This is a genomic window from Enterobacter sp. 237C8 (assembly GCF_034106865.1).
GTDB lineage: Bacteria > Pseudomonadota > Gammaproteobacteria > Enterobacterales > Enterobacteriaceae > Enterobacter > Enterobacter asburiae_B.
Map to the genome: position 1 here is coordinate 50,011 of NZ_JAWNDF010000013.1, position 12,879 is coordinate 62,889.

General features: G+C 57.8%; 12 protein-coding genes. 7 read left to right on the forward strand and 5 right to left on the reverse strand.

Features of this window, described 5'->3' with window-relative positions:
* Positions 1–52 precede the first annotated feature (52 nt).
* Positions 53–949, reverse strand: coding sequence for an EamA family transporter RarD (rarD, locus tag USF70_RS20745; RefSeq protein ID WP_023309622.1), 897 nt, complete (start codon positions 947–949; stop codon positions 53–55).
* Between the two features lie 51 nt (positions 950–1,000).
* Positions 1,001–1,468: an acyl-CoA thioesterase YigI gene (yigI, locus tag USF70_RS20750; protein ID WP_008501538.1), complete on the reverse strand. Its 468-nt coding sequence runs from the start codon at positions 1,466–1,468 to the stop codon at positions 1,001–1,003.
* Positions 1,469–1,631: 163 nt separating this feature from the next.
* Between yigI and pldA the strand changes: the two genes are divergently transcribed.
* The 3 genes from pldA (at position 1,632) to rhtC (ending at position 5,103) form a co-directional block, all read left to right on the forward strand.
* Positions 1,632–2,501: a phospholipase A gene (pldA, locus tag USF70_RS20755; protein WP_087822933.1), complete on the forward strand. Its 870-nt coding sequence runs from the start codon at positions 1,632–1,634 to the stop codon at positions 2,499–2,501.
* 90 nt (positions 2,502–2,591) lie between these two features.
* On the forward strand, positions 2,592–4,421 hold the full coding sequence (recQ, locus tag USF70_RS20760; protein ID WP_064673084.1) for an ATP-dependent DNA helicase RecQ: 1,830 nt from the start codon (positions 2,592–2,594) through the stop codon (positions 4,419–4,421).
* A 61-nt stretch (positions 4,422–4,482) separates the two neighbouring features.
* Entirely contained in the window at positions 4,483–5,103 is a 621-nt protein-coding gene (gene rhtC, locus USF70_RS20765) for a threonine export protein RhtC (RefSeq protein ID WP_025757538.1), read from the forward strand.
* On the opposite strand, the gene rhtB is transcribed toward rhtC, so the two are convergent.
* Positions 5,100–5,720: a homoserine/homoserine lactone efflux protein gene (gene rhtB / locus USF70_RS20770; RefSeq protein ID WP_008501533.1), complete on the reverse strand. Its 621-nt coding sequence runs from the start codon at positions 5,718–5,720 to the stop codon at positions 5,100–5,102. The genes rhtC and rhtB overlap by 4 nt on opposite strands.
* A gap of 110 nt (positions 5,721–5,830) precedes the next feature.
* Here rhtB and pldB point away from each other — a divergent pair, with 110 nt between their 5' ends.
* From pldB to USF70_RS20785, 3 genes are all read left to right on the forward strand, one after another.
* On the forward strand, positions 5,831–6,823 hold the full coding sequence (pldB, locus tag USF70_RS20775; protein ID WP_033146896.1) for a lysophospholipase L2: 993 nt from the start codon (positions 5,831–5,833) through the stop codon (positions 6,821–6,823).
* 31 nt (positions 6,824–6,854) lie between these two features.
* Positions 6,855–7,655: a sugar/pyridoxal phosphate phosphatase YigL gene (gene yigL / locus USF70_RS20780; protein WP_029741831.1), complete on the forward strand. Its 801-nt coding sequence runs from the start codon at positions 6,855–6,857 to the stop codon at positions 7,653–7,655.
* An 82-nt stretch (positions 7,656–7,737) separates the two neighbouring features.
* A complete protein-coding gene (locus USF70_RS20785; RefSeq protein WP_064673083.1) occupies positions 7,738–8,637 on the forward strand; it encodes a carboxylate/amino acid/amine transporter in 900 nt (299 codons plus the stop codon).
* Here the strand turns inward: USF70_RS20785 and metR are convergent.
* On the reverse strand, positions 8,525–9,478 hold the full coding sequence (gene metR / locus USF70_RS20790) for an HTH-type transcriptional regulator MetR (RefSeq protein WP_023309616.1): 954 nt from the start codon (positions 9,476–9,478) through the stop codon (positions 8,525–8,527). The two genes, USF70_RS20785 and metR, sit on opposite strands and share 113 nt — an antisense overlap.
* A 115-nt stretch (positions 9,479–9,593) precedes the next feature.
* Between metR and metE the strand changes: the two genes are divergently transcribed.
* A complete protein-coding gene (metE, locus tag USF70_RS20795) occupies positions 9,594–11,855 on the forward strand; it encodes a 5-methyltetrahydropteroyltriglutamate--homocysteine S-methyltransferase (protein ID WP_033146892.1) in 2,262 nt (753 codons plus the stop codon).
* A 46-nt stretch (positions 11,856–11,901) separates the two neighbouring features.
* Here the strand turns inward: metE and USF70_RS20800 are convergent, their stop codons facing one another.
* Positions 11,902–12,708 carry a dienelactone hydrolase family protein gene (locus tag USF70_RS20800; RefSeq protein ID WP_023333795.1) on the reverse strand — a complete coding sequence of 269 codons (807 nt, stop codon included), beginning with the start codon at positions 12,706–12,708 and terminating at the stop codon, positions 11,902–11,904.
* Between the last annotated feature and the right edge of the window lie 171 nt (positions 12,709–12,879).

A 12,879-nucleotide genomic window follows, 5' to 3' on the forward strand; every position in this document is an offset into this window, starting at 1 on the left:
CCTACGATCGAATTCCCTCTCCCAGTGGGAGAGGGTTAGGGTGAGGGCAACATCACAACCCTTTGCGCACCCTGCGCTGGGTATAAATCGCATCCGCAACAAAGATTGCCAGCGCCACCCAGATAAAGGCGAACGTCACCATCTTATCCGCCCCCGGCACCTCACCGTAGAACACCACCGCCAGCAGGAACATCAGCGTCGGGCCAATGTACTGGAAGAAGCCCAGCGTGGAGAGACGCAGGCGCGTCGCGGCACCGGTGAAGCACAGCAGTGGAATGGTGGTCACCACGCCCGCCGCCATCAGCATCAGGTTCAGCGACCACGGGTTGCTGCCCATATGGCTGGTGGCGCTGTCGGCGATGCCGAAGAGATAAATCGCCGCCACGGGCAGCAGCCACAGGGTTTCAAACAGCATCCCCGTCTGCGCTTCCACCGCAATCTTCTTACGCACCAGGCCGTAGAACGCAAAGCTGAACGCCAGGCCGAGGGCAATAATCGGCAGCGAGCCGAAGGTCCAGAGCTGCACCAGTACGCCGCAGAAGGCCAGAATCACCGCCACCCACTGCATCCGGCGGAAGCGCTCACCGAGGAAAATCATCCCCAGCACGATATTCACCAGCGGGTTAATGAAGTACCCCAGGCTCGCTTCGAGCATGTGATGGTTATTCACCGCCCAGATAAACAGCAGCCAGTTGCCGCCAATCAGCACCGCGGAGAGCGCCAGCAGGAAAATCTTTTTCGGGGTTTGCAGTAGCGTTTTGACGCCCGACCACTGACGGCTGAGGCTCATCAGTGCAATCATAAAGAAGAATGACCAGATAACACGGTGAGTCAGGATCTCATCGGCCGGAACGTAGGCGATAAGCTTGAAATACGCCGGGGCGATACCCCAAATAAAATAAGCGGCAAGGGCGAGTAAAACGCCCTGCCGCGTCTGTTTAGCATCCATCGGGAAAATCCGTTACAAAAAAGTGAATTAATTTTACCCGATTTTGCCGCCTCAACCCACCATATAAGTGGCGGTTGCGCTGGCGATATATACCTGCTCTTCGTTGTGTAATTCAACGCGTGCCACGGCAACTTTATTTCCCGCGCGCAGTAGGCTGCTGGTACAGGTAAAGCGATTTCCGCGCCCCGGGCGAAGATAGTCGACGCGCAAATCAATGGTGCCCATGCGCGCCAGACGCTGGCGGAGTTCGTCTTCGTTGATGGTGTCATGGCGGGTCAGCGTGCTGCCCACGCAGACCAGACCTGCCGCCACGTCCAGCGCGGAGGCAATCACGCCGCCGTGCAAAATACTTTGCGCCCAGTTACCCACCATCATCGGCTGGTTGTTAAAGCTCAGCTGGGCAAAATCTTTCTCGTAACGCTCCAGCTCCAGTCCCAGCGCGCGATTAAACGGCATATGGTAAACAAAAATCTCGCCCACGAGTTTTAACACTTCTTCGGCGGTAAGCATGGCTGACATGAGGCATCACATCCTTATTGTTAACGAAATGTTGATTTTATGCCTCGGCAACAAGGAATTCCACTTTCAGAAACGAGGATGCAGCAGTTGTCGCAGAAGTCTGTAGAATGTTCGCCACATAACTATTCAGCTAATTTTACTCTTTTGCAGGAGAACACCACCGATGCGGACGTATCTGGCCTGGTTACTGGCGGCGGTTGCGCTGCCCCTCACAGCATATGCGCAGGAAGCGACGATCAAAGAGGTGCATGATAAACCTGCCGTTCACGGTAGCATTATCGCGAACCTTCTTCAGGAGCATGACAATCCGTTCACGCTCTATCCGTATGACACCAACTACGTGATTTATACCCAGACCAGCGATCTCAACAAAGAGGCGATAAGCTCCTATAACTGGTCTGATAATGCCCGTAAAGATGAGGTGAAGTTCCAGCTCAGCCTCGCGTTCCCGTTCTGGCGCGGTATTCTGGGGCCGAACTCGGTGCTCGGGGCGTCTTACACCCAGAAATCCTGGTGGCAGCTCTCTAACAGCGGAGAATCCTCGCCGTTCCGTGAAACCAACTATGAGCCGCAGCTGTTCCTCGGTTTTGCAACGGATTATGAGTTTGCGGGCTGGACGCTGCGTGACGTCGAAGTGGGCTTTAACCACGATTCCAACGGTCGCTCTGATCCTACCTCGCGCAGCTGGAACCGTGCCTATACGCGTCTGATGGCGCAGAACGGTAACTGGATGGTGGAAGTGAAGCCGTGGTATGTGGTGGGCGAAACCGATGACAACCCGGATATCACCAAATATATGGGCTACTACCAGCTCAAAGTCGGCTATCAGTTGGGTGATGCCGTGCTCAGCGCCAAAGGCCAGTACAACTGGAACACCGGCTACGGCGGTGCGGAAGTGGGCTTAAGCTATCCAATGACGAAGCATGTCCGCATCTATACTCAGGTGTACAGCGGTTACGGCGAGTCGCTTATCGATTACAACTTCAACCAGACCCGCATCGGCGTGGGCGTGATGCTGAACGATATTCTCTAGGCTGTTCGAATGTTTTTGCGTTAAACGTTGAAGTTTCTCTCTCAGGCGCTGAAAATAGCGCCTGTTTCATTTCTGGCATATGGGGTTAACGTGGCGCAGGCGGAAGTATTGAATCAGGAGTCGCTGGCTAAACAGGTTTTGCATGAAACCTTTGGCTACCAGCAGTTCCGCCCCGGCCAGGAAACCATCATTGAAACGGTGCTGGAAGGTCGTGATTGCCTGGTGGTGATGCCGACCGGCGGCGGTAAGTCCCTCTGTTATCAGGTGCCCGCGCTGGTGCTTAACGGCCTGACGGTCGTGGTATCCCCCCTTATTTCTCTGATGAAAGACCAGGTTGACCAGCTGCTCGCCAACGGCGTGGCGGCGGCCTGTCTCAACTCGACCCAAACCCGGGAGCAGCAGCAAGAGGTGATGGCCGGTTGTCGTACCGGGCAGATCCGCCTGCTGTATATCGCGCCGGAACGCCTGATGCTGGATAACTTCCTCGATCACCTGGCGCACTGGAACCCGGTCCTGCTGGCGGTGGATGAAGCGCACTGTATTTCCCAGTGGGGGCACGATTTCCGCCCGGAATACGCCGCTCTCGGCCAGCTGCGTCAGCGCTTCCCCGAGCTGCCGTTTATGGCGCTTACCGCCACGGCGGATGACACCACCCGTCTGGACATCGTTCGTCTGCTCGGGCTGAACGACCCCTATATTCAGGTCAGCAGCTTCGACCGCCCTAACATCCGCTATATGCTGATGGAAAAATTCAAGCCGCTGGATCAGCTCCTGCGCTACGTCCAGGAGCAGCGCGGCAAGTCCGGCATCATCTACTGTAACAGCCGTGCGAAGGTGGAAGACACCGCCGCGCGTCTGCAAAACCGCGGCTTTAGCGCCGCCGCCTATCACGCCGGATTAGAGAACCACATCCGCGCCGACGTGCAGGAGAAATTCCAGCGCGATGACCTGCAGATCGTGGTCGCAACGGTGGCGTTTGGGATGGGGATCAACAAGCCCAACGTGCGCTTTGTGGTGCACTTCGACATCCCGCGCAATATCGAATCCTACTATCAGGAAACCGGCCGCGCCGGGCGTGACGGTCTGCCTGCGGAAGCGATGCTGTTTTACGATCCGGCCGATATGGCGTGGCTGCGCCGCTGTCTGGAAGAGAAGCCGCAGGGACAGCTGCAGGATATCGAGCGCCACAAGCTCAACGCGATGGGCGCGTTTGCCGAAGCGCAAACCTGCCGCCGTCTGGTACTGCTCAACTACTTTGGTGAAGGCCGCCAGGAGCCGTGCGGCAACTGCGATATCTGCCTCGATCCGCCGAAACAGTACGATGGCCTGATGGACGCGCGTAAAGCGCTCTCGACCATTTACCGTGTGAATCAACGCTTCGGGATGGGCTACGTGGTTGAGGTGCTGCGCGGCGCCAATAACCAGCGTATCCGCGAAATGGGCCACGACAAGCTGCCGGTCTACGGTATTGGCAAGGAGCAGAGCCACGAACACTGGGTGAGTATCATTCGCCAGCTGATCCACCTCGGCTTCGCCACGCAGAACATTGCCCAGCACTCCGCCCTGCAGCTGACTGAGGCGGCGCGTCCGGTCCTGCGCGGTGACGTTGAACTCAAGCTCGCCGTGCCGCGCGTCATCGCCCTGAAGCCACGCGTGATGCAGAAATCCTACGGCGGCAACTACGACCGCAAGCTGTTCGCCAAACTGCGCAAGCTGCGTAAGGCCATCGCCGACGAAGAAAACATCCCGCCTTACGTGGTGTTCAACGACGCGACGCTGATCGAGATGGCCGAGCAGATGCCGCTCAGCGCCAGCGAAATGCTCAGCGTCAACGGCGTGGGAACGCGCAAGCTGGAGCGCTTCGGTAAAGAGTTTATGGCGCTCATCCGCTCTCACGCCGACGGTGATGATGAGGAGTAGTCAGCCGGGCGAAAAAGTGCCAGGATGATGACTCACTAAATTATTTCCCCGCGAGCTAATTATGTTAATGCTATTTCTCACCGTGGCGTTGGTGCACATCGTTGCGCTGATGAGCCCCGGCCCGGATTTTTTCTTCGTATCACAAACGGCCGTCAGCCGCTCCCGCAAAGAGGCGATGATGGGCGTGCTCGGTATCACCATGGGCGTTATGGTCTGGGCGGCCGTTGCGCTGCTCGGTCTGAACCTTATCCTGGCGAAGATGGCCTGGCTGCATAACATCATTATGGTCGGCGGCGGGCTGTACCTGTGCTGGATGGGCTACCAGATGCTGCGCGGGGCGCTGAAGAAAGAAGAGAAAAAACCGCAAGAGCCGAAGGTCGAGCTGGCTACGGGCGGTCGCAGCTTTGTAAAAGGGCTGCTGACCAATCTGGCGAACCCAAAAGCGATTATCTATTTCGGCTCGGTGTTCTCGCTGTTTGTCGGCGATAGCGTCGGCGCGGGCGCACGCTGGGGCATCTTCCTGCTGATCGTCGTTGAAACCTTTGCCTGGTTTACCATCGTAGCCAGCCTGTTCGCCTTACCGGCAATGCGCCGCGGCTACCAGCGTATCGCGAAGTGGATTGACGGCTTCGCCGGCGCGCTGTTCGCCGGCTTCGGCATTCATCTCATCATTTCTCGCTAAGCATGACGCGCTGACGCAAGCAGCGCGCCAACCAGCATAAACAGCGAGCCAAAGACTTTATTCAGGGCCTTCATCTGCTTAGGCCCTTTAATCCACGCCGCAATTCGCTGCGCCAGCGTCGCGTAACCAATCATCACGATGATATCGACAATAATGGTGGTCGCGCCCAGCACCACGTACTGCATCACCTGCGGCTGATGCGGAACGATAAACTGCGGGAACAGCGCGGCGAGGAAAACGATGCTCTTCGGGTTGGTCAGGTTGACGAACACCGCACGTTTAAACAGATGGCCGCGGTTTTGCGTCTGAGCCAGCGTATTCAGGTTGATGGAGCCTGCCGCGCGCCACTGCTGGATGCCGAGCCAAATCAGATACGCTGCCCCGGCCCATTTCAGCACCTCAAAGGCCAGCACGGAGCGGGAGAACAGGGTCCCCAGACCGATCCCGACCAGCACAATATGAATGCCCAGCCCGGTCTGCAAACCGGCAATCGACGCTGCCGCACCGCGGTAGCCGTGGTTGATGGAGGTGGTCATGGTGTTAATAGCACCCGAACCCGGAGAAAGGCTGAGGATAATGGATGTCAGCAGGTAGGCGAACCACCATTCGAAGGTCATTTGAAACTCCCGAACCGTCTATTTTTATGCCACAATACGCTATTATTGAGTCATTTTGTGACCGGTGACGAAAAAAACGATATTCCCTGGATTACGTGAGTGGAAACCCAATGTTTCAGCAGAAAAAGGACTGGGAAACACGAGAAAACGCTTTTGCTGCTTTCTCTATGGGGCCGCTGACCGATTTCTGGCGGCAGCGTGAGGAAGATGAGTTTACGGGCATCGGGGGCGTCCCGGTGCGTTTCGTTCGTTTCCGAAATGAAAAAAATGACCGGGTGATTGTGGTCTGCCCTGGGCGTATTGAAAGCTACGTTAAATACGCCGAGCTGGCCTATGACCTGGTCCATATGGGGTTCGATGTCCTGATCATCGACCATCGTGGACAGGGGCTGTCCGGACGTATGCTGCCGGACACGCACCGTGGGCACGTCGATCGCTTCAGCGATTACGTCGACGATTTTGCCGCGTTCTGGCAGCAGGACGTTCAGCCCGGTCCCTGGCGCAAGCGGTATATTCTTGCGCACTCCATGGGCGGCGCCATTTCGACGCTGTTTTTGCAGCGTTACGCGCACCAGTGCGACGCCATTGCGCTCACCGCGCCGATGTACGGTATCGTCATCCGTTTTCCTGACTGGATGGTGCGCCATCTTCTTGACTGGGCTGAGGGCCATCAGCGCATTCGTGAAGGTTACGCCATTGGCACAGGACGCTGGCGCGCGCTGCCGTTCGCCATCAACGTCTTAACCCACAGCCGGCAGCGTTATCGCCGCAACCTGCGCTTTTATGCCGATGAACCGCGCTTGCGCGTCGGCGGCCCGACCTGGCACTGGGTGCGGGAGGGTATTCTGGCCGGTGAGCAGGTGCTGGCGGGCGTAGGCGATGATGACACGCCGACGCTTCTGATCCAGGCGGAAGAAGAGCGTGTGGTGGATAACCGCATGCATGACCGCTATTGTGAACTGCGCGCTGCAGCCGGTCACCCTTGTGAAGGGGGTAAACCGCTGGTCATTAACGGCGCGTTCCATGAGATCCTTTTTGAAAAGGACGCTATGCGCTCAGTCGCGCTTAACGCCATTGTTGAATTTTTCAACAGGCATAATTGATTCTTGTTTTCCACCAGAGGTTGAAATCCCTATGTACCAGGTTGTTGCATCTGATTTAGATGGCACGCTGCTTTCCCCCGACCACACCCTGTCGCCTTACGCGAAAGAGACCTTAAAACTCCTGACTGCCCGTGGCGTGAACTTTGTGTTCGCCACCGGCCGCCACCACGTGGACGTGGGGCAGATCCGCGATAATCTTGAGATCAAATCGTACATGATCACCTCCAACGGTGCGCGCGTGCATGATACCGACGGCAACCTGATCTTTACCCACAACCTGGATCGCGATATCGCCGCCGATCTGTTCGGCGTGGTGCATAACAACCCGGCTATCGTCACTAACGTTTACCGCGACGACGACTGGTTTATGAACCGCCATCGCCCGGATGAAATGCGTTTCTTCAAGGAAGCGGTATTCAACTACTCCCTCTACGAACCGGGCCTGCTGGAGCCGGAAGGGATCAGCAAGGTGTTCTTCACCTGTGACAGCCACGAAGAGCTGCTCCCGCTTGAACAGGCGATCAACGCCCGCTGGGGCGATCGCGTCAACGTGAGCTTCTCAACCCTGACCTGTCTGGAAGTGATGGCGGGCGGCGTCTCTAAAGGTCACGCGCTGGAAGCGGTTGCGAAACGTCTGGGCTTCGGGCTGAAAGACTGTATCGCCTTTGGTGACGGCATGAATGACGCCGAGATGCTTTCGATGGCGGGCAAGGGCTGCATCATGCAGAACGCGCACCAGCGTCTGAAGGATCTGCACCCTGAGCTGGAAGTGATTGGTTCTAACGCTGACAACGCGGTACCGAAGTATCTGCGCAAACTGTTCCTTGAATAATCTTCATTCGGTTGTTTATTGCTCAGTTGTCAACTAAAGAGTTCGCTACAATGCCTCTCCTTCTTTCTGAGAGACAAGCATTGTGGCGCTACTCATTATCACCACTATCCTGTGGGCCTTCTCCTTTAGCCTGATTGGCGAATACCTTGCCGGTTCGGTCGACAGCTACTTCTCGGTGCTGATGCGCGTGGGGCTGGCGGCGCTGGTTTTCCTGCCGTTTCTGCGCAAGCGCGGGCAATCGCTGAAAACGATTGTGCTGTATATGCTGGTGGGGGCGATGCAGCTCGGCATCATGTATCTGTTCAGCTTCCGGGCCTACGTCTACCTGTCCGTCTCTGAATTCCTGCTCTTTACCGTGCTGACGCCGCTCTATATCACGCTGATTTACGACCTGCTCAGCAGACGCCGTCTGCGCTGGGGATACCTGCTGAGCGCCGCGCTGGCGGTGATCGGCGCGGCGATTATTCGCTATGACAAAGTCAGCGATCACTTCTGGACCGGACTGATGTTCGTCCAGCTCGCCAACATCAGCTTCGCCATCGGCATGGTGGGCTACAAACGCCTGATGGAAACCCGTCCGATGCCGCAGCATAACGCGTTTGCCTGGTTCTATATGGGCGCCGCGATTGTCGCGGTGGCGGCGTGGTTTATGCTCGGCAACCCGCAAAAACTGCCGACCACCGCCGTGCAGTGGGGCGTTCTGGTCTGGCTGGGCGTAGTGGCGTCAGGGCTGGGATACTTCATGTGGAACTACGGCGCTACGCAGGTAGACGCCGGTACGCTGGGGATCATGAATAACGTGCATGTCCCGGCAGGGCTGCTGGTCAATCTCGCCATCTGGCAGCAACAGCCGCACTGGCCGAGCTTCCTTATTGGGGGAGCGGTGATCCTGGCTTCGCTGTGGGTCCATCGCCGATGGGTCGCTCCGCGCTCCGCACAAACGGAAGATGGTCGCACGCGTGGTTCCGCGCTGAGCGAATAAACGCCTCCGTAATCGGCTGACGCTGCTCGCCATCGCGCACGGCGGCGTACAGTCGGCTCCACAGTCCTTCACCCAGGGTTTTGGTCTGCACCAGACCCTGGCGTTCAAAACTCTCCACCACCCAGTGCGGCAGCGCCGCGATACCCATTCTGGCCGCCACCATCTGAATCAGCAGCAGGGTGTTATCCACGCTTTTCAGCTGCGGGCTAATGCCTGCCGGCTGCAGGAAGTGGCGCCAGATATCCAGGCGGCTGCGCTGCACCGGATAAATCAGCAGCGTCTCTGTCGCCAGGTCTTCCGGCGTGATGCGCGTTTTGGCGGCCAGCGGGTGATCCGGCGCCAGCACCAGGCGCACTTCATAATCAAACATCGGCGAATAGTGCAGGCCGCTGCGCGGCAGGATATCAGAGGTCATGACCAGATCCAGCTCGCCCTGCTGCAGCGACGGCTGCGGGTCAAAGGTCACGCCGGATTTGAAGTCCATCTCCACCTGCGGCCACTTCTGGCGGAAGTTCTCAAGCGCGGGGGTCAGCCACTGAATACAGCTGTGGCACTCAATGGCGATGCGCAGTTTGGTCTGCTGCGGTTCGTTACACGCCTGCAGCGCGCTCGCGATTTGCGGCAGTACCTGATTCGCCAGCTGAAGAAGAATTTCACCCTGCGGCGTAAAGCGTAGCGGCTGGCTCTTACGCACAAAAAGACGGAAGCCGAGGCGTTGTTCCAGATCGCTGAACTGGTGAGAAAGGGCGGACTGGGTCTGGTGCAGCGTGGCCGCAGCCGCCGCGAGCGAACCGCAGTTCCGCAACGCTTGTAGCGTTTTCAGGTGTTTAATCTCGATCATGAAAGTCCTTCACTTCGCCATGAACATATTGCGCTTGAGGAATATACAGTACCTGCCAATTATAGAAGTGTAAACATCTGGACGTCTAAATAACGAATTTCACAAGGGGCACACCATGACAATCCGCAATCACACTCTCGGTTTCCCTCGCGTCGGCCTGCGTCGCGAGCTGAAAAAAGCGCAAGAAAGCTACTGGGCGGGTAATGCCACCCGTGAAGAACTGCTGGCGGCAGGACGCGAGCTGCGCGCCCGCCACTGGGATCAGCAAAAACAGGCGGGCATTGACCTGCTGCCGGTGGGCGATTTCGCCTGGTACGACCATGTTCTGACGACCAGCCTGCTGCTTGGCAACGTGCCGGCTCGTCATCAGAACAAAGATGGATCGGTAGATATCGATACCCTGTTCCGCATCGGCCGTGGCCGCGCGCCGACGGGTGAGCCAGCGGCAGCGGCGGAAATGACCAAGTGGTTTAACACCAACTATCACTATATGGTGCCGGAGTTCGTCAAAGGTCAGCAGTTCAGGCTGGCCTGGACGCAGCTTCTGGACGAAGTGGATGAAGCGCTGGCGCTGGGCCACCAGGTGAAGCCGGTGCTGCTCGGGCCGGTAACGTACCTGTGGCTGGGCAAAGTAAAGGGCGAGCCGTTTGACCGACTCAGCCTGCTGAAGGATATTCTGCCGGTCTACAAACAGGTACTGAGTGAGCTGGGCAAACGCGGCATTCAGTGGGTGCAAATCGACGAACCGGCGCTGGTGCTTGAGCTGCCGCAGGATTGGCTCGATGCCTTCAAACCGGCGTATGACGCGCTCACCGGTCAGGTAAAACTCCTGCTGACGACCTATTTTGAAGGCGTGACGCCGAACCTGAAGACCATTACCGCGCTGCCGGTCCAGGGCCTGCACGTTGACCTCGTACACGGTAAAGATGATGTGGCGGAGCTGCACAAGCGTTTGCCAGCGGACTGGCTGCTCTCTGCCGGGCTGATCAACGGCCGTAACGTCTGGCGCGCCGATCTCACCGAGAAATACGCGCAAATCAAAGACATCGTCGGCAAACGTGAGCTGTGGGTGGCCTCGTCCTGTTCGCTGCTGCACAGCCCGATCGATCTGAGCGTAGAGACCCGTCTGGATGCCGAGGTGAAAAGCTGGTTTGCTTTCGCCCTGCAAAAATGTGAAGAGCTGACGCTGCTGCGCGACGCGCTGAACAGCGGCGACACGGCGGCGATTACCGAATGGAGCGCGCCGACCCAGGCGCGCCGTCACTCGGCGCGCGTGCACAACCCGGCGGTGGAAAAACGCCTGGCGGCCATCACCGCCCGGGACAGCCAGCGGCAGAGCCCGTACGAGGTGCGCGCTGAAGCGCAGCGCGCCCGCTTCAATCTGCCCGCGTGGCCAACAACGACGATCGGTTCTTTCCCGCAAACTACGGAGATCCGCGGCCTGCGCCTGGACTTTAAAAAGGGCAATCTGGATGCGAATCACTACCGCACCGGCATCGCGGAACACATCAAGCAGGCGATTATCGAGCAGGAACGCCTGGGGCTGGACGTGCTGGTGCACGGCGAGGCCGAGCGTAACGACATGGTGGAATACTTCGGTGAGCACCTGGACGGCTTTGTCTTTACCCAGAACGGCTGGGTGCAGAGCTACGGCTCACGCTGCGTGAAGCCGCCGGTGGTTATCGGTGACGTCAGCCGCCCGGAAGCGATCACCGTGGAGTGGGCGAAGTATGCCCAGTCCCTGACCGACAAGCCGGTAAAAGGGATGCTCACCGGTCCGGTGACCATTCTCTGCTGGTCGTTCCCGCGTGAAGACGTGACTCGTGAAACCATTGCCAAACAGATCGCCCTGGCGCTGCGTGATGAGGTGGCGGATCTGGAAGCGGCAGGCATTGGCATTATTCAGATTGACGAACCGGCCCTGCGCGAAGGCTTGCCGCTGCGCCGCAGCGACTGGGATGCCTACCTGCAGTGGGGCGTGGAGGCGTTCCGCATCAACGCCGCGGTGGCGAAGGACGACACCCAGATCCACACCCATATGTGTTACTGCGAATTCAACGACATCATGGATTCGATTGCCGCGCTGGATGCCGACGTGATCACCATCGAGACCTCGCGTTCAGACATGGAGCTGCTGGAGTCGTTTGAAGAGTTCGACTACCCGAATGAAATCGGGCCGGGCGTGTACGACATTCACTCCCCGAACGTGCCGAGCGTGGAGTGGATTGAAGCCCTGCTGAAAAAAGCGGCCCAGCGCATTCCGGCAGAGCGCCTGTGGGTGAACCCGGACTGCGGACTGAAAACCCGCGGCTGGCCGGAGACGCGCGCGGCGCTGGCGAACATGGTGAAGGCGGCGCAAAACTTGCGTCAGGCTTGATGATGCGTAGGCCCGGTAAGGCATAGCCGCCACCGGGCTTTTTTTATTACGCTTTCTTACCGCCGTACTGGCTAAACCACGCCAGCATTCTTTGCCAGCCATCTTTGGCTGATTCTGCGTGATAGCTCGGACGATAATCGGCGTTAAACGCGTGCCCGGCATCCGGATACACCACGATCTCTGCCTTCGCATTGGCCGCACGGAGCGCATGGCGCATGGTCTCTACCGAATCCAGAGAAATACCGGTGTCCTGACCGCCGTAAAGCCCTAACACGGGGGCGTTTAGCTCCGTGGCGATATCGACGGGATGTTTCGGTGAATTCAGCGTTTTTTCACCCACCAGTTTGCCGTACCAGGCGACAGCGGCTTTGAGCTGCGGGTTATGCGCGGCATACAGCCAGCTAATGCGTCCACCCCAGCAGAAACCCGTGACCAGCAGACGATGCGGATCGCCGCCGTTGCGCGCCGCCCAGCTGGCGACGTGGTCGAGATCGGCCAGCACCTGCGCGTCCGGGACTTTACTGACCAGGTTGCTGAGCAGTGTTGGAATATCGCTGTAGTCGTTCGGATCGCCCTGACGGAAGTAAAGCTCTGGCGCAACGGCCAGATACCCTTCCAGCGCCAGTCGGCGGCAGAGGTCGCGAATGTGTTCGTGAACACCAAATATCTCCTGAATCACAATCACGATGGGCAGCGGACCGTCTGCCGATTTTGGCCGTGCGTGATAAGCAGGCATATTCTCCCCCTGCGAGGGAATGGAGGTCTCGCCCGCGGTAATTGCCGCTTCTGGCGTCGACACGATGGTTGAAGCATGTGGGGCCGCAGCAGGTGCAAAACCGGTTTTTTCAGTCATGGCATTCTCCGTACCAATGAGTTAGCGCAAAGGTAAATATAGACACCAGGTTAACAACTCACAGTGCCTTAAACGGTCTATCTTTTGTGCAGCACCTGGCGTTATAACTTGTTAATGTGATGTGAATCACTTTTTTATGGAAATTCAATGTAATCATTTTCATTCATGGTG

Coding starts and splice junctions, on each gene's coding strand:
- rarD (WP_023309622.1), bottom strand. CDS start 949: ATGGATGCTAAACAGACGCGGCAGGGCGTTTTACTCGCCCTTGCCGCT.
- yigI (WP_008501538.1), bottom strand. CDS start 1,468: ATGTCAGCCATGCTTACCGCCGAAGAAGTGTTAAAACTCGTGGGCGAG.
- pldA (WP_087822933.1), top strand. CDS start 1,632: ATGCGGACGTATCTGGCCTGGTTACTGGCGGCGGTTGCGCTGCCCCTC.
- rhtC (WP_025757538.1), top strand. CDS start 4,483: ATGTTAATGCTATTTCTCACCGTGGCGTTGGTGCACATCGTTGCGCTG.
- rhtB (WP_008501533.1), bottom strand. CDS start 5,720: ATGACCTTCGAATGGTGGTTCGCCTACCTGCTGACATCCATTATCCTC.
- pldB (WP_033146896.1), top strand. CDS start 5,831: ATGTTTCAGCAGAAAAAGGACTGGGAAACACGAGAAAACGCTTTTGCT.
- yigL (WP_029741831.1), top strand. CDS start 6,855: ATGTACCAGGTTGTTGCATCTGATTTAGATGGCACGCTGCTTTCCCCC.
- metR (WP_023309616.1), bottom strand. CDS start 9,478: ATGATCGAGATTAAACACCTGAAAACGCTACAAGCGTTGCGGAACTGC.
- metE (WP_033146892.1), top strand. CDS start 9,594: ATGACAATCCGCAATCACACTCTCGGTTTCCCTCGCGTCGGCCTGCGT.
- USF70_RS20800 (WP_023333795.1), bottom strand. CDS start 12,708: ATGACTGAAAAAACCGGTTTTGCACCTGCTGCGGCCCCACATGCTTCA.